20 protein-coding genes are annotated in these 18086 nt (G+C 58.9%); 12 read left to right on the forward strand and 8 right to left on the reverse strand.

The window, feature by feature from the left end:
• Positions 1–241 precede the first annotated feature (241 nt).
• The 7 genes from ACWPM9_RS16115 to arsK all read left to right on the forward strand — a co-directional run bounded on the left by ACWPM9_RS16115 (position 242) and on the right by arsK (position 8460).
• Positions 242–3352: a bifunctional diguanylate cyclase/phosphodiesterase gene (locus ACWPM9_RS16115; RefSeq protein WP_484755793.1), complete on the forward strand. Its 3111-nt coding sequence runs from the start codon at positions 242–244 to the stop codon at positions 3350–3352.
• A gap of 148 nt (positions 3353–3500) precedes the next feature.
• Entirely contained in the window at positions 3501–4595 is a 1095-nt protein-coding gene (aroC, locus tag ACWPM9_RS16120) for a chorismate synthase (protein ID WP_484755794.1), read from the forward strand.
• A 10-nt stretch (positions 4596–4605) separates the two neighbouring features.
• Positions 4606–5706 (forward strand): 3,4-dihydroxy-2-butanone-4-phosphate synthase, encoded by a 1101-nt coding sequence (gene ribB, locus ACWPM9_RS16125; protein ID WP_484755795.1) that lies wholly within the window; start codon positions 4606–4608, stop codon positions 5704–5706.
• 187 nt (positions 5707–5893) lie between these two features.
• Positions 5894–6400, forward strand: coding sequence for a DUF1993 domain-containing protein (locus tag ACWPM9_RS16130; protein ID WP_428185619.1), 507 nt, complete (start codon positions 5894–5896; stop codon positions 6398–6400).
• A gap of 97 nt (positions 6401–6497) precedes the next feature.
• Positions 6498–6818, forward strand: coding sequence for an ArsR/SmtB family transcription factor (locus tag ACWPM9_RS16135; RefSeq protein WP_484755796.1), 321 nt, complete (start codon positions 6498–6500; stop codon positions 6816–6818).
• Positions 6819–6874: 56 nt separating this feature from the next.
• Entirely contained in the window at positions 6875–7234 is a 360-nt protein-coding gene (locus tag ACWPM9_RS16140; protein ID WP_484755797.1) for a hypothetical protein, read from the forward strand.
• A gap of 2 nt (positions 7235–7236) precedes the next feature.
• Entirely contained in the window at positions 7237–8460 is a 1224-nt protein-coding gene (gene arsK / locus ACWPM9_RS16145; RefSeq protein WP_484755798.1) for an arsenite efflux MFS transporter ArsK, read from the forward strand.
• 6 nt (positions 8461–8466) lie between these two features.
• On the opposite strand, the gene ACWPM9_RS16150 is transcribed toward arsK, so the two are convergent.
• Positions 8467–9240 carry a gamma-glutamyl-gamma-aminobutyrate hydrolase family protein gene (locus ACWPM9_RS16150; protein ID WP_428185623.1) on the reverse strand — a complete coding sequence of 258 codons (774 nt, stop codon included), beginning with the start codon at positions 9238–9240 and terminating at the stop codon, positions 8467–8469.
• Between the two features lie 245 nt (positions 9241–9485).
• On the opposite strand from ACWPM9_RS16150, the gene ACWPM9_RS16155 reads away from it, so the two are divergent.
• A complete protein-coding gene (locus tag ACWPM9_RS16155) occupies positions 9486–10442 on the forward strand; it encodes a hypothetical protein (protein ID WP_484755799.1) in 957 nt (318 codons plus the stop codon).
• Positions 10443–10445: 3 nt separating this feature from the next.
• Here ACWPM9_RS16155 and ACWPM9_RS16160 read toward each other — a convergent pair whose 3' ends face one another.
• From ACWPM9_RS16160 to speB, 6 genes are all read right to left on the reverse strand, one after another.
• Positions 10446–11147 (reverse strand): RES family NAD+ phosphorylase, encoded by a 702-nt coding sequence (locus ACWPM9_RS16160; RefSeq protein ID WP_484755800.1) that lies wholly within the window; start codon positions 11145–11147, stop codon positions 10446–10448.
• A gap of 35 nt (positions 11148–11182) precedes the next feature.
• Positions 11183–11617: an antitoxin Xre-like helix-turn-helix domain-containing protein gene (locus ACWPM9_RS16165; protein WP_484755801.1), complete on the reverse strand. Its 435-nt coding sequence runs from the start codon at positions 11615–11617 to the stop codon at positions 11183–11185.
• Positions 11618–11683: 66 nt separating this feature from the next.
• Entirely contained in the window at positions 11684–12139 is a 456-nt protein-coding gene (locus ACWPM9_RS16170) for a DUF5680 domain-containing protein (RefSeq protein ID WP_484755802.1), read from the reverse strand.
• Between the two features lie 21 nt (positions 12140–12160).
• Entirely contained in the window at positions 12161–13360 is a 1200-nt protein-coding gene (locus ACWPM9_RS16175; RefSeq protein WP_484755803.1) for a winged helix-turn-helix domain-containing protein, read from the reverse strand.
• A gap of 94 nt (positions 13361–13454) precedes the next feature.
• A complete protein-coding gene (locus tag ACWPM9_RS16180) occupies positions 13455–13793 on the reverse strand; it encodes a hypothetical protein (protein ID WP_428185628.1) in 339 nt (112 codons plus the stop codon).
• Between the two features lie 88 nt (positions 13794–13881).
• Positions 13882–14856, reverse strand: coding sequence for an agmatinase (gene speB / locus ACWPM9_RS16185; RefSeq protein WP_484755804.1), 975 nt, complete (start codon positions 14854–14856; stop codon positions 13882–13884).
• Between the two features lie 130 nt (positions 14857–14986).
• Here speB and ACWPM9_RS16190 point away from each other — a divergent pair, with 130 nt between their 5' ends.
• From ACWPM9_RS16190 to ACWPM9_RS16205, 4 genes are all read left to right on the forward strand, one after another.
• On the forward strand, positions 14987–15667 hold the full coding sequence (locus ACWPM9_RS16190) for an energy-coupling factor ABC transporter ATP-binding protein (protein WP_484755805.1): 681 nt from the start codon (positions 14987–14989) through the stop codon (positions 15665–15667).
• Positions 15664–16266 (forward strand): energy-coupling factor transporter transmembrane component T family protein, encoded by a 603-nt coding sequence (locus ACWPM9_RS16195; RefSeq protein ID WP_428185631.1) that lies wholly within the window; start codon positions 15664–15666, stop codon positions 16264–16266. Before ACWPM9_RS16190 ends, ACWPM9_RS16195 begins: the two co-directional genes overlap by 4 nt.
• A gap of 34 nt (positions 16267–16300) precedes the next feature.
• Positions 16301–16864, forward strand: a complete 564-nt coding sequence (locus ACWPM9_RS16200; RefSeq protein ID WP_484755806.1) for a biotin transporter BioY — start codon at positions 16301–16303, stop codon at positions 16862–16864.
• A gap of 124 nt (positions 16865–16988) precedes the next feature.
• Positions 16989–17504, forward strand: a complete 516-nt coding sequence (locus tag ACWPM9_RS16205; RefSeq protein ID WP_484755807.1) for a hypothetical protein — start codon at positions 16989–16991, stop codon at positions 17502–17504.
• A gap of 26 nt (positions 17505–17530) precedes the next feature.
• Here the strand turns inward: ACWPM9_RS16205 and ACWPM9_RS16210 are convergent, their stop codons facing one another.
• Positions 17531–17932, reverse strand: a complete 402-nt coding sequence (locus tag ACWPM9_RS16210) for an acyl-CoA thioesterase (RefSeq protein WP_428185634.1) — start codon at positions 17930–17932, stop codon at positions 17531–17533.
• Positions 17933–18086 lie beyond the last annotated feature (154 nt).

Genomic DNA, 18086 nt, shown 5'->3' on the forward strand with positions numbered 1-18086 from the left:
AAGGTGATCTTACCGTGGGATTGATGACCGGAATTACGATCTCGATCAAGTCACTGGGCGATCTTTGCAGATAATTAAGCACATACTTAATAATGGTATTGTGGTGTGCATGAGGGTGAATATCATTAAGGGCAAGGCAAGCCTAAATTAACCGCCAGTGCCTAAGTTCAGCAGATCAAAACTTTGGGGGCATAAGGCTGTTTTGGATCGTAAATTACCAGGTATTGCGGGCTTAACGCGTATGTCGCGACGCATGGTCGTCATGTTGATTGGCGTGGCACTTATCGGGCTGGCCGTCATTTTCGCAAGCCTCAACCTCGATGCCCAAAATAAGTCAGCGACATTGCGTGATCTTCGCGCGCATGTGGAGAAGGATACATCCTTCGTCCAGACGCGCCTGGACTCGCAGATCGACAGTGACCTGAATATCGCCCGTCACCTGGCCGATTCGATTGTGGCTTATCCGTCTATGTCCATGGCGGAACTGGAGACATTGACCGACCGGGTGATATCTCATCATGCGCATATCGCCTCCATAGGTCTCGCCCCGCATTTCGCACTTTATTCTGTCAGGCCCGCATCGGATCTGGCACAAGACACCCGCCAACTGGTGCGCACCGAAATCGAACGGCACGCGGCCGACACCACGGATCATTCTGCGGCATCTCCGTCACTGTCACGTACGGCGCACGGATACATGTCCTTGCATTTCCCCGTCTATCTGGACAATGACAAGCGAAAGCTCTGGGGCTCGCTGCTGATCCTCGTCGATGAGACGAAGTTCCTGCAAAAGAGCGGTATCTACAGTCTTCCTGCAACGCCAGAGGGCACTGAGGGGCTCGATTATCTTTCGCTGACAATCGCCGAACGCGATGCGCCGGCATTGCCTGTCATGGGGGCGGCCCTCACCTCGGAAGACCAGCCGATCACGCGCAAACTGTCGTCCCCGCTTGTCGACTGGGAGGTTCACGCTGCGCCAAAGGGCGGCTGGAGCACACCACCGAAGAACGAATTTGCGTTCCGCCTGACCCTTGCCATTGTCGCCGGCGCGTTGATCGCGTCCATTGTCGTTGCGACCATTCTGGTCGGCGAGCGCAATCGCAATATCGCGGCACTCAAAGCGCGCGAGGAAAAGCTGCTGGAACTGTCCAACCGGTTCGAGATGGCGATGACAGCTGCCAATATCGGCATTTGGGAAGTCGTCAACCAGAACCACTTCTTCTGGGATGAGCGTGCTGCGAAAATTCACGGCTGCCCGCCCAGCATTGACGAAGGCCAGAACCGCAAAGACGACTGGGCAAGGGCAACACATGCCGGGGATAGAAGCGCCGTCATAGAGCAGCTGTTCCAGTATAAGAACACAGATAAAACAGACCCCTTCGACATCATTTACCGGTCGCCGCAGAGCGATGGTTCGGTGCGCTATCTGCGTTCTGTCGGAACGCTGTCACGACAGGACGAGGACACTATTACCGGCATCGTTTGGGACGTGACCACCGACATGCAGGCGCACCAGACATTGCGCAATGCCAAAGACCACAGCGAAATCAAGAATGCCGAGATGGAGCTTGCACTGGAAGAGCTGTCCCAGCGGGAAAACGAGCTTTCCGAGCTTTCGCACAAATTCGAGCTCGCACTCGCCTCTTACAATTGCGGCATCTGGGAAGCTGACCCCGCCGATGGGGGCGCTATCTGGGATGTTCGCATGCACCAGCTCTATGGCATGCCCTACAGGAAGGGCGGCCATGTCAGCGAGCAGGAATGGTTGAGTTGCCTGCATGAGGCTGATCGACGGATCATCCTGAATGAAACCAACCGCGGGATTTCCAAGGGACAGTCCTTGCAATCTGTGCAGCGTATTGCGCTGCCCGACGGCAGCTTCCGCTTTGTACGGTCGGTGGGCCAGGTTCATGTCGGCAAAGACGGCAAGAACAAGATCATCGGCATTGCCTTCGACATCACCTCCGACATTCTGATGACAGAAGAGCTGAAGCTGGCAAAGGAAGAAGCCGATACCCGCAATATCGAGCTGGAAGACGCCAAGAACCGCATCGAATTCAACGCGCTACATGACCCGCTGACGTCGCTTGCCAATCGCCGCAAATTCGACCTGGAACTCGATATGCTGTCGCGCGACAGCAGACATGAGGGCCAGAAGTTCTCGATCCTCCACCTGGATCTTGACCGGTTCAAGGAAATCAACGACACGCTCGGCCATGCCGCCGGCGATGCCATGCTGGTCAACGCAGCAAAGATCCTGATGCGCTGCGTGCGCGAGAGCGACCTGGTGGCGCGTATAGGTGGCGACGAGTTTGTTATCCTGACACGCAAGATGACCAATGCGCAGCATTTGACCGAGCTTTGCGAGCGGATCATTGCCGAGATGAACCGGCCCATCGACTTCGAGGGCTTCTCCTGTCGCTGCGGGGTATCCATCGGTATCGCGCAGGCCAGTGGCATGCAGGTCGACGCGCGCAAGACACTCATCAATGCCGACATTGCACTCTACAAGGCCAAGGAAAAGGGCCGCAACTGTTTCGAGTTCTTCACCCTGGAACTGCAGGCCAACATCATCAACTCCAAGCGCATGAGCGACGAGATCCTAGCCGGTCTAGATCGCGACGAGTTTACCGTCTGGTACCAGCCGCAGTTCGATGCCCGTTCCATGAAACTGATTGGCGCCGAGGCTCTTGTGCGCTGGCAGCATCCGGACAAGGGTATTTTGACCTCCGCGAGCTTCCTGAAAGCCGCAGAAGAGTTGAATGTGATGGCGCGGATCGACCAGATGGTGCTGGAACAAACGCTTCGCGACAAGATGGTCCTTGCCGCGCACGGGGTCCAAATCCCCAAAATGGCCGTCAATGTTTCCTCCAAGAGACTCCATGACGATGGCCTGATCACCAGTCTGAAAGGCTTGCAGATCACGCCCGGCGAAATCTGCTTCGAACTGGTCGAATCCATTTTCCTCGACGAGAGCGAAGATGTGGTCACCACCAATATCGAACGCGTCAAGGAACTCGGCATCGACGTCGAGATCGACGATTTCGGCACAGGTCACACCTCTATCGTCAGTCTGCTGAAGCTCAAGCCGAAGCGGCTGAAGATCGATCGACAACTGGTGATGCCGATTCTCAATTCGCCGCAGGAACTGGCGCTGGTCCGCTCCATCGTCGAGATCGCCCGCTCGCTTGGCGTCGAAACCGTTGCCGAGGGTGTCGAAACCAAGGCACACGGGGAATTGTTGCGCGACCTCGGCTGCGACATCCTGCAGGGCTATGCCTTTGCGCGACCTCTGCCCCTTGACCAACTGATTACGTTTGCGACGGACGAGCCCTGGCGCAAGGCATCGTGATGTCATGACGACCGAGAGGACAGCGGTCTCACGGTTGTTTTGAAAGAAAAGGCATTTCCCCATTCCAGCTTTTCTACTAAGAGTGTGCCGCCCAGCAGCGAGGGTGGCCCGATAGCACTGGCCCACCCGCATCAATTGGTCAGGAGCTATGTCTCACAATTCCTTCGGCGTTCTTTTTCGCGTTACCACCTGGGGCGAAAGCCACGGCCCAGCGCTTGGCTGTGTTGTCGACGGCTGCCCTCCCGGCTTGAAATTTCGCACAGATGACATCCAGTCTTTCCTCGACCGGCGCAAACCCGGCCAGTCTCGGTTCGTGACCCAGCGCCGCGAGGCCGATCTGGTGAAGGTGCTTTCCGGCGCCATGCCACAGGAAGACGGTTCTTTCATTTCAACCGGCACCCCTATTTCGCTGATGATCGAAAACACCGACCAGCGCTCGAAGGATTATGGCGAGATCGCGCAACAATACCGGCCGGGCCATGCCGATTATACCTATGACGTGAAATACGGCATTCGCGACTATCGTGGCGGCGGACGCTCCTCGGCGCGCGAGACGGCAGCCCGTGTGGCAGCCGGTGCGCTGGCGCGCCTGGTGGTGCCGGATGTGAACATCCGCGGCGCACTGGTGCAGATCGGAAAGCACAAGATCAACCGCGACAACTGGGATTGGACCCAGGTGAACGAGAACCCGTTCTTTGCTCCGGACCCGGCCATCGTTCCGGTCTGGGAAGAGTATCTGGATGGTATCCGCAAGTCCGGTTCATCGGTTGGTGCCGTTGTCGAAGTCGTGGCCGACGGTGTTCCACCCGGCATCGGCGCTCCCGTCTATGGCAAGCTCGATCAGGATATCGCCAGCCTGATGATGTCGATCAATGCCGTGAAGGGCGTGGAAATCGGCAATGGTTTCGGCGCGGCGGAAATCACTGGCGAAGAGAATGCCGACGAGATGCGCATGGGCAATGACGGCAAGCCGATTTTCCTGTCCAATAATGCCGGCGGCGTTCTGGGCGGCATTTCCACCGGTGAGCCGGTGGTCGTGCGTTTCGCAATCAAGCCAACCTCATCGATCCTGACCGAGCGCCAGTCGATCGATGCCAGCGGCCGCAATGTCGACATTCGCACCAAGGGCCGCCACGATCCCTGTGTGGGAATTCGCGCGGTGCCGGTGGGCGAAGCGATGATGGCCTGCGCCATTGCCGACCATTACTTGAGAGATCGCGGCCAGACCGGCCGGCTGAAATAAGGACTGCCTGATGGCCTATGACCAGAAACGTGTCGTGGAGGCCATCCGGGCCTTCGAAGCTGGCGAAATCGTCGTTGTCATGGATGACGACGATCGTGAAAACGAAGGCGATCTGATCGTTGCGGCGGTTCATTGTACGTCCGAGAACATGGCGTTTATCGTGCGCCACACCTCCGGTATCGTCTGTGCGCCCATGCCGAAGGAAGAGGCCAAGCGGCTGAACCTCAACGCCATGGTGGCGGAAAACGACAGCGCGCACACGACAGCCTTCACCGTCTCCGTCGATTTCAAGCACGGCACCACCACCGGCATTTCCGCCGATGACCGCACACTGACGGTGCGCAATCTGGCCAATCCCAATGCGGGTGCGGCCGATTTCGTGCGGCCCGGCCATGTTTTCCCGCTGATTGCCCGTGAGGGCGGGGTTCTCATGCGGTCCGGCCATACGGAAGCAGCCGTCGACCTGTGCAAGCTCTCCGGCCTGCCCCCTATTGGCGTGATCAGTGAGCTGGTCAATGACAATGGTACCGTGATGCGCGGACCGCAGGTGGCAGCCTTTGCGGTGGAGCATGGGCTGAAGCAGGTGTCGGTTGCCGATCTGATTGCCTATCGCCAGCGAAAGGAAACACTGATCCAGCTGGCCTCCAGCTTTGAGGTTGAAACGCCATATGGGCGTGCCAAGGCCTATGCCTATTCCCTGCCCTGGGATCCGATGCAGCATCTGGCCGTCGTCTTCGGCGACATTCGCGACGGTGAGGATATCCCCGTCCGCCTGCATCAGGAACATGTGGGCAAGGATGTGTTTGGCAAGGACCGGCAGATCGATGCGATCATGAAACGGATCGCGGATGCGGGCCGTGGTGTGGTGGTCTATCTGCGGGAAGGCTCGGTGGGCGTCGGCGCCTCGACCACGGCCCGTTCTGGCTGGCACGACCGCGAGGTGCATGAGGAAGCGCAGGCCCGTGAAAGTGAATGGCTGGAAATCGGTCTTGGCGCACAGATCCTGAAAGATCTGGGTGTGTCCTCGATCCGGCTGTTTGCCTCGCGCGAGCGCCATTATGTCGGACTGGAAGGCTTCGGCATCAAAATCGTCGACACCGAAATCTGCTGACGACAGTACCCGGCGCGCGACGGCTGTTTGCGCACCGGGCCACCTGTCCTCGTCTCTACGGCACGGACCTGCGCAGAATTCATGGCAGAACTTTCTGGCAACCCGCTTGCCGCCTGGCGCGTGCCTCCCCACTTAGCGGTTTGCCGGCGCGATGCCGGAACACATCCAATCCGATTGGGGATATCTCATGTCAGTCACACTCTACCAGGTCAGCGTCCCGGTCTTCATTCGGGGCTTCGATAATCTCTCGGCCATTCTCGAAAAAGGCAGACGTTTCGCGACCGAAAGCGGGCTCGACGAGAAGGATTTGCTGGAAGCACGGCTTTTCCCCGATATGGGCAACCTGATCGCACAAATTCAGCGCGCCAGCGACACGGCAAAATTTGCCGCCGTTCGCGTCGGCCAGGTGGAGTCGGTTTCGATGGAGGACGATGAAACCTCGTTGGACGACTTGCAGGCACGTATCGCGAAGACGGTCGCCTTCCTCAAATCGGTGCCTGAGACATCCATGGACGGACGTGACGACGCCATGGTGGAGCTGAAAACACGCGACAGTGTGCGCCACTTTACCGCCCGCGATTATGTTCTGGGCTTCGCCGTGCCAAACTTCTACTTCCACGCGACCACAGCTTATGCCCTGCTGCGCCACAAGGGCGTGCCCATTGGCAAGCTGGACTTCCTGGGCCGTCCTTGATCGCACGGGTTGGCCGCGAACGCCCATGCAGGATCCCTATTTCGACAAAGATCGAAATAGGGATTGACATGATGACCATCGGTGATAGCTTATTTCCATGAAACTCGAAAAAGCAGCAGCACAACTGGAAGCTCTGGGCAATCCCGTGCGGCTCAGGCTTTACCGGACGCTTGTGCGCGCCGGTGAGGACGGACTTGCGGTTGGCAGCGTGCAGGAAAAGCTGGGGCTTGCCGCGTCCACCCTCTCCCATCACCTGAAACGGCTGGTGGCGACGGGACTTGTGGAACAGGAGCGGCAGGCCACGACTTTGATTTGCCGGGCGCACTATCCACGCATGAATGACCTCATTGGCTACCTGGTTGATGAGTGTTGTGCGGATTCAGGCTGTAAACCAGCGCCGAGAGAAGAGACAGAATAGAAATTTTGCCGTGATATTTCGATTGTTCCAGAAATACAAAATGAGCATCGGGCGCCATGACTGAAAATCCTCCCATTGCCGTTACAGGCACCGATCCGATCGGTCTTGCTGCGGCAGGGCGTCGTGTTGAACACGGTTTCGCGCCGAACATTCCGAACCGGACAGCGATGGCGGCAGGCCACAAGGCGGCGCGCGACGTGGATCTTGTTTTGCCGAAAACAGATGCGTGCAGTTCCAACGCGATGGACGGAGAGGTACTGGACGAAAACGGCGAATGCTGCGGCGGTCCGGCACCTGATAGGATGGACGCCTGTTGCAAACGTGACGCCGATGCCAAAGCTGCCGGCGGTGACGGTTGCGGATGCGGATGCGGTGCCTTGTCCTCGAACCGCACTGCCAGGGCAGAGACTGCCTGACCATGGCCGCAGATAGGATGCCTGCATCGGGCCTTTGGGCTCTCGGCTTCACCCAAATCCTTGGATACGGGACATTATTTTACAGTTTCAGCATTCTTGCGTCCGATATGGCGCATGAATTTGGCTGGACAGAGCAATCGATCTTTGGAGCATTTTCGCTTGCATTGCTGCTGGCCGGACTTGTGTCACCAACCGCCGGGCGGCTTGCGGATCGATATGGCGCGGGGCCCATCATGACCGTCGGTTCATTTGTCTGCGCTCTGGCACTGCTGGCCAGCGCTGCAGCTCCGAATGGCTTTATTTTTGTCCTGCTTCTGGCCGTCACACAGGCCGCATCCACGCTTGTGCTCTACAGCGCAGCCTTCGTGGCCATCGTGCAGTTTGGGGGCAGCAAGGCCCAGCGCAGCATCGTCCATCTCACGCTCATTGCAGGCTTTGCCTCAACGCTGTTCTGGCCCCTGACAACCTTCCTGCACGAGTTACTGTCGTGGCGCTCGGTTTATGTCGCGTTCGCGCTGATACACCTCGCCGTCTGCGCTCCGTTACATGCCATGATCGCCGCTCAGAGCCGAAGGCAAAGCGACATCGGCAGGCAGACCGCCAATGCAGGCGCTGGCGAAGAGCAGCCAGGAATTTCCTTTTCGGCCTCACAGCGTCAGGCCGTTTTTATCCTGTTGTTGGCAGGCTTTGCGCTGGAGGGTCTGACGCTCTCTGCCATCCTCGTCCATCTGGTCCCGCTCACGCAGGCGCTCGGCATGGGCAGCATGGGGCTTTTCGTGGCCGGCCTGTTCGGCCCGGCACAGGTGGCCAGCCGATTTACCAATATGCTGTTTGGCGGGCGATTGTCGCAGACCTGGCTTGCGGTGATCTCATCGGCGCTGTTGCCAATAGGACTTGCCGTGTTGATTGCCACCGCACCCTCTGCCGCCGGCGGGGTGCTGTTTGCGGTTTTGATCGGACTTGGTTCCGGGCTCAACAGCATTGTCAGCGGCACGCTTCCGCTCGAACTCTTCGGTCGCAAAGGGTATGGCGCCTTGCTGGGCTGGGTGACGGCCGCACGGCAGACCGCTTCAGCGCTTGCGCCATTCGGCCTGTCGCTTGCCATGGCGCATCTGGGCGTTGCGCCGTCGCTCGGGCTTGCGGGCCTGACTGGCGCCGGCGCTCTCGTCTGCTTTGGCAGCATTGTCGTGCTGACGACGCGGCGCCGGATGGCGGTCGCCTGCTGATCCGGTTTAGCCCCTGGACTGACGGTAGGTCCTGACGGCGTCACCAAAGGCGCGAAAGAGCGCCTGATTGATGGGGTTGGTGACCGGATCATATTCAGCATGCCACTGAACGCCGAGCGCAAAGCCCTTGGCATCCTTGAAGCGTATTGCTTCAATCGTGCCGTCTTCGGCAACACCTTCGACCTCGATGCGATCTCCCACGGTGACGATCCCCTGCCCGTGCAGGGAGTTCACGCGAATGACCTCGCTTCCCAGGATGTTGGCAAAGGTGCCCTTTGGCGTGAGCGTCACATCGTGACGGTCGGCGAAGACAACATCCGGATCCGGATGGATCTCACCGTTTTCCAGCCGGGGCATGCGGTGGTTCATGCGGCCCGGCAAATCGCGAATTTCCGGATGCAGCGTGGACCCACCGACGACGGCCATTTCCTGAAACCCGCGGCAAATGCCGAATAGCGGTACGCCACGCTCGATACAGGCCTCGATCAAAGGCAAGGCCACAGCGTCGCGGCCTTCGTCATAGGGTTCATGGGCTGGATCCGGCGCGACATTGAAGCGGCTGGGGTGGACGTTTGCGCGGGCACCGGTCAGGAGAACGCCGTCGACCACTTGCAGCAGATCTTCGATATCGGTGATATCCGGATCGCCGGCGAAAATGACCGGCAGTGCGTCGGCTACCTGCTTGACGGAATAGAGGTTCTTGTCGCCTGCCATCTGCACGTTGAAGCGGTTTTCCACGCTGTAAATGTTACCGATCACGCCGATCACGGGCTTTGTCATGTCGTCTCACGCTATCTTGAGCCGGTCTCATCGCCCGGATCGGGCGACCGGCAGCTGGAACTTTATCGTTGATAACAATCTAGGGGCCGCATGTCAGCACGCCAAGACTAAAGATCGACAAATGCAGCCTTTCGTGAGAAACACTGCGTCACCAATCAGATGCTTGCGTACAAACATTTCCCTCCACGTTGCAGTCCCAATAGACCTCAACTAATGTCCCGCACGCCAAAGCAGGGACGACATATATGTGGGATTTTTCGATCAGCCGGACAGCTGGAATTCTGGCGCAGACCGCGCCTTTCATCCGGTTCAGGCTGGCCGTCTATTTCGCAATTGCGCTGATCTACCTGCTGACCTTCGGCCTGGGCTCCGGCATCGGCTATGTTGCTGGCGTGCTGATCGGCATGCCCTCCATCGGCCGCGTTGTCGGCGGGGCGATGTCGCTTGGGCTCGTAACCTATGGGCTGGGCTGGGCGCGCGACTATCTGTTTCAGCTGGTCAAGGCACCGCATATTTTGGCGATGACGCGGGCGATCTATTCCGTGCCTGTTTCCTCCGCAAACGACGAACCTGTCGGCCATGCACAATCCGTCATTCGCGAGCGGTTCGGTGAGACGCGGGCGCTTGTGCATCTCAGCCAGACAATCGGGGCCGTGCTTTCCCTCGTCGCGAAGGTCATGGCGGATGCCGGGCAGCTCATGCCAGCGCTTGGAAAATCCTCTCGGATTGCGCGGGTGCTGGCACGCGTCTCGATCGTCCGAACGAATGAGATCATTCTCGGCTACGATCTGCATGAGCAGCGCGGCAAACCGTCCGATGGCTGCCGACAAGGACTTATACTCTACGCGCAGAATGTGCGGCGGCTGGCAAAGAACGCTCTGTGGCTTGCGACTTTTCGCTGGATGTCAGCCGCGCTGTTTTTCCTGATGATCATCGGACCGGTGACAGCCATCGGCTATGTCTTGCCGGGTGCCGCCTGGGCCTTCGGCTTGATCTTTTCGGCAATCCTCACCTGGGCATTCAAGGTTTCCGTGCTGGAGCCCTTCAGCACTGCGGCGCTTTTGGATGTCTATTTGCATAGCATCGAGGGACAACTGCCCAATCCGAAATGGGAGGCACATCTGGCCTCCGCGTCCAGCGATTTCCGCAGTCTGAGCATACCATCGGCACACGATGCCGATGTTGAGCGGGAAGCAAGCTGAGGATCACACCACGCCTGTTGGCCCGTCGACCGCCGGGGTCGCTTCACCGCTCCAGACCAGACGATAGACGTCTCCCTGACGCACGGACTGCACGGCTGCCGGACGCAGGATGGCCAGACAGGTTCCACCTTCGTGGCGGACGGAAGGATAAATGATGCCATTCATCGCGGCGGCCCGGGCCGCGACAGCAAGAGCATTTCCGGCGGCGTAACCAAATGCCTTTTGCGGCTGAAGCGCTGGATGGCCGATCCTTTCCCTCAGGTCGAGAAACTCGCCGGAGGTGCTGCAATACATTTCGGCATATTCGACAGTGGCATTGAAATCGCCGGCATTGGCCAGAAACTCGGTCATGTGAAAGGTGATTTCGGCCAGGCAGGTCTCGACCTGAAGTGCTGCATACCAGGCACCGCGATATTCGCCGTTGAACCTGTTGGGATCGCGCGGCTTTGCATAGGCAAAGCTTGCATTGATGAAGGCGGCATGGGGCACATCGTAGACGAGTTCGTTGGCGGCAAGGCCCGAAATGCCCGTCGCCTGCGCATTCATGCGGCTGCTGGTGGCGGCCTCGATCTCGGCCAGTTCCTGCATCTCGCGATCATTATCGGTCAGTTGCGCCAGAACGGGCGGACGCAGGCGCGCGGTCGACACAAGCCGCACAGTGCGCGGATAAGCAATTGTTGCGACCGGTACGCCGTCGACTTCCACCCTAGACACCTTCCGACTTCAACCCGTCTTTCAATCTACAATCCGCCGCGCACCGCATCGACATAACGCCTGACGTCGAGCATCAACGGAATGCCACCGTCGATCATGGCGCCAACCGGAGAGCGCCGATCAAAGAGCGGACCGGAATTTTCCAGCACTGGCCAGCGGTCAGCCATGGCATCGGCAAAGAGCAGATGCAGGCCCTTGTAAATGCCGGTCAGCGCCGAGATCCGGGTCATCTGGTCCTGGCTCAACGTCTTTGTCCCGCCCTCCGGCTTCATCCGCTCCCATGTACTGGAGGAGACGCCAAGAAGCGCTGCCGCCTGCGCCCCTGTCAGGCCCCAGGCACTGACGATCCGGCGAAAGGCTTTCAGCGCCGTGTTCGACAGCCGCAGGCGATCAGCCTCGTCAGCAAAGCCGTTCCGAGCCGCGGCTTTGGCGACTGGAACGGATAATAGATGTTCAGGCATAAAGACCTCCATCAAATGACTAATTATATATATGTCATTTGATGGCGGATTTCCACCCTTCCCCTTTCAGGGCCGGATCAAGCCACCGTTATAGTCCAGACGGTAGGCTTCAAGCCCGCCCTTCAGAATCCGCTCCACGCCGGAAAAGCAGCGATAATTTCCATCGCTTCTGTCGACATAGTCGAAACCAAGCACATGGCAGGCAAAGCCGCCCAGAAAGCGTCCCTGCCGGTAAAGATCGCTGAGCGCCGATTTTATGACAGCGCCGGCCCGTTCGGCGTCAATCAGCGCCGCATCGGTGACGCGACCGTAGTAGTTCATGGCCCAGACGGGATTTCCCGAGTGCCAGACCACTTCTTGCCCGAGAAAATCAGTACCGCCGTAGTAGCTGTCGAGATAGGCCCAGTCGTCGCGGTGGAAGGAAAGGTCGTGACTTTCCGGACGCGACGACCGCTCGATCAATCCGTTTGCGACATAACAGGCAGCCTTTGCATCCACAATAAATCGCTCTATCTCGTCCATCCCGACCGCCTCTTTTTGCTTCTAATTCGTGTCGCCGCGCCACCCATCGAGATAATTGACGGTTTCGACGCCGGCAAAACGGGCCACGCGCACGAGTTCGGCGTCGAGCTTGTCGAATCGACCGGGCACGGCCCTCACGCCCGGTTCGAGCCATAGTCGCTTGACGTCGAGCGTGCCGGCCTTGCGGTCTGCCTTCATGTCGATGCGGCCAATCATGCGGTCACCTTCCAAGAGCGGGAAGACGTAATAGCCATATTGGCGCTGGGGTTCGGGCACGAAGATCTCGATGCGGTAAAAGAAGCCGAACAGGCGTTCCGCACGCTTGCGGTCGCGCAGCAATGGATCGAAGGGCGAGAGGACCCGAATGCGGCCGGGCGGCTCCGGTGCGTCGAGCAGATTTTCGATGCCTTCCACAAAGGCGGATGAGAGGCGTGGCTTGCCATCGATGCCTTCGAGTGTCACCGGTTGAAGCTCGTCCTGATGGGTTTCCACCCAGGTCTTGGCTTCTGCCGGCGTCACCAAATCCCAGAAGGCGGCGATCTCGCCAGACGTGGCAAAGCCAAGCCGTTTCAATGCTTCGCGGCAGGCCCAATCGACGAAGTCCTCGTGACCGACTTCCGCTGCGTGATGATCCGCCGGGATCACCCGTTCGGACAGATCGTAGACTTTCTGGAAATTCTCGCGCGCGGCAATCGAGAGCTTGCCCGTGCGCCAGAGAAATTCGAGTGCCGTCTTGTTGGGGTTCCAGTTCCACCAGCCTCCGGACTTATGGTCTTCGGCCTTCATGTCACGCGAGAGCAGTGCTCCGCCTTCGGCAATGCGCGCCAGCGTCTCGTCGAAGATGTCCTCCTCGAAATTGCGGCCCTGCCATTTTGTCCAGTTCTGACGGATGCGGGCTTCTTCGCGGGTAAAGCGGTGCTTCCAATAAGGAAAGAAGGCGGAAGGAATGACCGAGGCATCATGGGTCCAGTGTTCGAACAGCAACCGATCCTTTTCGATCAACGTGCTCAAGAGCTTTGGACGATAGGTCTGATTGCGGGAGAAAAGAATCTGGTGATGGGCACGTTCGACGGTGGAAATGCTGTCGACCTGCACGAAGCCCAGATCATGGATCAGATCGTAAAGCGCCTGCCGCGTCATCGCCTTTTGCGGTGGCCGCGACAGCCCCTGCCGCTCCATGAAGATTTTGCGCGCCTGCGCATTGGATATCAGAATCGCCATACCCAAACGCTAGACAATGTTCATGATATGTTCAACAGGCAATTCTACCGACGCATTTGAGCGCCGGCAGAATGACGAGTAAAGCCGATAAGGGCTACTCGGTGATTTCGTAGGACCCGGTTTCGCAAAGGTCCTGCGTGTCTTCCATGTCTTCGAGATCGGAATCCTCGGAGAATTCGAAGCGCATATCGTAATTGCAGACCGTCCGACCATCGGCGATGGTGATCTTGATGCTCTGGCCGGGTTTGAGAACGTCCTGCCCGAAGACATCTTCTTCCCAGTCCTCAACGCCGCTTGGCGAGGTATAGAAGCGCTCCAGCACTTCGCTTGTGCTGTTTTTCAGCGTGAAGACGAGATCTTCCGCAAGCGCTGCGCCGGCAGTCGCCAGCAGGATGGCGCACGACGCCGTGACGAACTGGATCGTCCTGTTCATTCGATATTCTTTCATGCAGGTTGAGATGAAAAACCCTTAGCCTGCATCTACAAATAAGCAATAGACCGACGACCTGATGCGGATGCGATCAGCTGACTTTTTTCTGCTTTCGCCGGTCGGCGACGGACTTCGCCATGATGCAGAGCAATTCGAACATCATGGTGGCGCCGGCCAGTGCGGTCATACCATTCAGATCGAATGGCGGTGCTACCTCGACGACATCCGCGCCGACAACATTGACCCCCTCCAGCAAGCGGACCATGGCCTGGGCTTCTCGGGTCAGAAAACCGCCCAGTTCCGGGGTGCCGGTTCCTGGCGCCATCGAAGGATCGATGCAGTCGATGTCGAAACTGACATAGGTGGCGCCATCGCCGGCAATCTCTCTGGCCTCGGCCATGACATCGTCTGCGCCACGGCGTGTCGCCTCTTCCATATAGATAATGCGGATGCCCTGGGCCTTTGCCCAGTCATGCTCATCGGCGGAGAAGTTGGAGCCGCGAATGCCGATCTGAACCGTACGCTTGGGATCCAGAAGCCCCTCTTCGATGGCACGACGGAAGGGTGTTCCGTGAGTATAGAGATTGCCGCCGAAATAGCTGTCATTGGTGTCGGAATGGGCATCGAAATGGATCATGCCGACGGGGCGCTGCTTGGCCACGGCGCGCATGACCGGAAGCGTGGTCAGATGATCGCCGCCGGCTGTGAGCGGCAGCGCACCGGCTGCGACGATGGCAGCCATACCGTCCTCAATGCGCTTCAGGCCATCCATCAGGTCGATCGGATTGACCGAGACGTCGCCGACATCGGCAATATTGGCGATTTCGAATGGAGCGATCTTGGAGACGTGATGAACGCGGCGGATCAAGCTTGACTGGTTGCGGATTTCACGCGGCCCATGACGCGGGCCGGCGCGGTTAGTGGTGCCGCCATCCCAGGGAACACCGACAAGCGCGATATCCAGACCGTCTGCAGTGGGTACCAGCGGCAGCCGCATGAAGGTCGCAGGACCTGCAAACCGGGGAACTTCGGTGGCGTCGACGGGCTGATGAAACTGGGATGACACGGTAAGCTCCTGAACATGAATTGCAGCGCCTTGAGATGGGCGCAAGGCTCCACCGTAAAGCAAGTCGCATCACTTTGCCTGGGCCAGCCGACAGGTTATAGGGGAGCCAGAAACGCAAGGGACACGATCATTGGATATCCGGTTTGACGCCGCAACGCTGACACATGAAGCCGGAACGGCGCTTCACCCGTTGACGCTTTCGCTGGGCGAACGCCGCATCGGCGTGATCGGTCTCAACGGATCAGGCAAGACCAGTTTCGCGCGACTGATTGCCGGGCTGACGAAGCCAAGTGCCGGACATGTGTTCCTCGACGGGCTGGATACCGTGGCGGATGCCGATGCCCTGCGCGGTCGCACTGGCTTCATTTTTCAAAACCCCGGAAACCAGATCGTGCTGCCGATCATTCGCGACGACATTGCGCTTGGGCTGAAAAGCCTGAAGCTCTCCAAGGCAGAGACGGAGGCGAAGGTCGGTGCGGTTCTCGCGCGGCTGGGCATCCCGCACCTTGCCGACCGCCGTCCGCATGAATTGTCCGGTGGCGAATTGCAGCTGGCAGCGCTCGCCGCGGTGCTGGTGAGCGAACCGCAACTGGTGATCTTCGATGAGCCCACCAACCAGCTCGACCTGAAGAACCGCGCCCGGGTGATGGATGCGATTGCCGGCCTGAATGAACAGGCCATCGTGATCAGCCATGATCTGGCACTGATCGAAGGGTTCGAGCGGGTTCTGGTGTTTGATGCAGGCATGCTTGCCTTCGATGGCGCTGCCACGGAGGCCGTTTCCGCCTATCGGGAGATCGCTCTTCGATGAAGACGCTCTATGTCGAGGGAAAGAGCCTGTTTCACCGGCTGACACCGGATGTGAAGCTGTCAGCCCTCGCGGTCTATGCGGTGCCCGTCTTTCTCACCCGCAATCCGCTGCTTTTGACGCTGGCCATGGCCCTGCCCCTTGCCGCCTATCTTTCGCTTGGTCAGCCCCTTCGCGAAGCGATGCGGCCGTTAAAGCCGATCTTGCTGACCATCCTGATTGTCGGCGCTCTTCAATGGCTGTTCAATGGCCACGAGGAGGCAGCGGTCACCGTTTTGCGGCTGACCACGCTGATGTTGGCTGCAGCGACGGTCACGGCGACCACACGTATTACCGCGTTCATGGAAACGGTCACGAAGGCCGCCTGGCCGCTGGAAAAGCTTAGGCTTGCGCGCGCAGCCGATATCGCGCTTGCGGTCGGGCTGGTGCTGCGTTTCGTTCCTGAAGTGATGGCGCGCTATACTGCAATCCGGGACGCGCACAAGGCGCGCGGCATCAAGATTTCGGCGGCGACGCTGATCGGTCCGCTCATCATCCTGACGCTTAAGGATGCGGATAATATTGCCGACGCCATTGACGCCCGCGGAATTCGCCGCCAATGAAATGCAGGCTGGGGATCTGGAGAGAGACGCCATTATGACTACACGTGATATTGTCCTTATTTCGCTTTTTGCCGCATTGATTGTTGCCTTCGGCTTGATGCCACCCATTACGCTCGGTTTCATTCCCGTTCCAATCACCATGCAGAGCTTCGGTGTGATGCTGGCTGGCGTGATCCTGGGTGCAAAGCGCGGCGCACTTGCGCCTCTTCTCGTGATCCTGCTGGTGGCGATCGGCCTGCCGGTGCTGTCGGGTGGCCGTGGCGGCCTTGCTGTGTTTGCCGCACCGACCCTCGGCTACCTGATCGGCTGGGTGCCTGCCGCCTATGTCGCCGGCTTGATCTCTGAGCGAGTTGCGCGGTCTTCCTCCAATGCTGTTTTTCAGGTGATCGCGTTTTTCGTCGCGGCCGTAATTGGCGGTATCGTCGTTGAATACGCCTTCGGTATTGCCTGGCTTGCATGGGGTGCCGGCATCGGCTTTTCGAAAGCCTTCTACGGCTCCATGGCATTCGTGCCGGGCGACCTTTTGAAGGCTGGCGTTGCAGCCCTGGCCGCCCGTGCCGTCATGGTCGGCTATCCGCTGCTGCCGCAGCGCGCCTGATCGCGTCGAATTTGGAGATGTGCGGCGGGGATTTCCTCGCCACACATCGCGATCGCAAGTTCCTTGAAGGGCTTGCGCGAAAACTGCCGATGGTCATTGCGATGACTTGCCGGCCGGAGGTTCCATGAGCACAAGAACCAGATCCATATCGACTGCTGCCGGCCTGCTGCTGATGACATGCGGTGCCGCCCCGGCCCTTGCACAGGGCTATGATGCGGATTGCCTCGATGCGGTTAAGTCCCTGTGTGGCGATACACCGCTTGGCACCTGTTTCGAGCCCGAAGTCGCCTGGACCAGGATACCGGCCAAATGCGAAGGCGATGTGCAGTCGATGATCGAGGACGAGCGCGATGCGCTGGCTTCGGATGCACCAGCAGCAACCGATCTGCCCGCCATTTCCTATGGCGGCATCCTGCGGTCCGGTCCGGGCATGGAGTTCAAGAAGAAGGCGAGCCTGCGCGAGGGCCAGCCGCTCGAAGTCCTGGAAGCGACCGGCACGTGGATGGGCGATTACCAGTGGTTCAAGGTGAAGAGCAGTTCCGGCACAGGTTTCACCTGGGGCGGCATTTTCTGCAGCGAAGGCGGCAAGCCGGAGGGTGTTTTATCCTCTTGCGCCGACTATCCGCCGAAAGGCCGGTAGACCCTCTTGCCATTCAGGCCAAGCGATCACGCGAGATGGCCATAGAGCCAGTCGCGGGTATCTTCCGGCAAGGGAACAGGTTCTCCCGCTTCCACGCCGGTGGCTGCGCGGGTGAGTTCCACTTCTGCAACAACCGAATTACCGCGCTCGATCATGATGTTGAAGCCGATGGACTTTCCACCGATCTTGTCGATCCGGACCGTCAATCGGAGCGCATCATCCAGCCGCAAGGGCTCGTAGAGGCGGCATTCCAGCTTGCTGGTTACGTAAACCGGCTCGTCCTCCAATGGCGGACGGTAGCGCCAGAAATGGGCAAGCGCCGTTTCGGCATGGTCGACATAGGCGGATGCCCGCATCAGCCCATTCATGTCGATATCCCTGTAAGGGACCCGAAGTTCCGTCACCTCGACGCGTTGATCGTCGTTCATATATGCCCCTGCATTTCAACGGGTTTGGCAGTCTAGAATAAAAAACCGAACCTGAACAAGGCCCGTCGCGTTAAGGGGTAAATCGCAGCATTCCAGGCAAAGGGCAACAGGACCGAAATGAGCGCTCAAATGCTGATCTGTGCATAGCGCCTCC

This window comes from Agrobacterium sp. H141, from assembly GCF_057158725.1.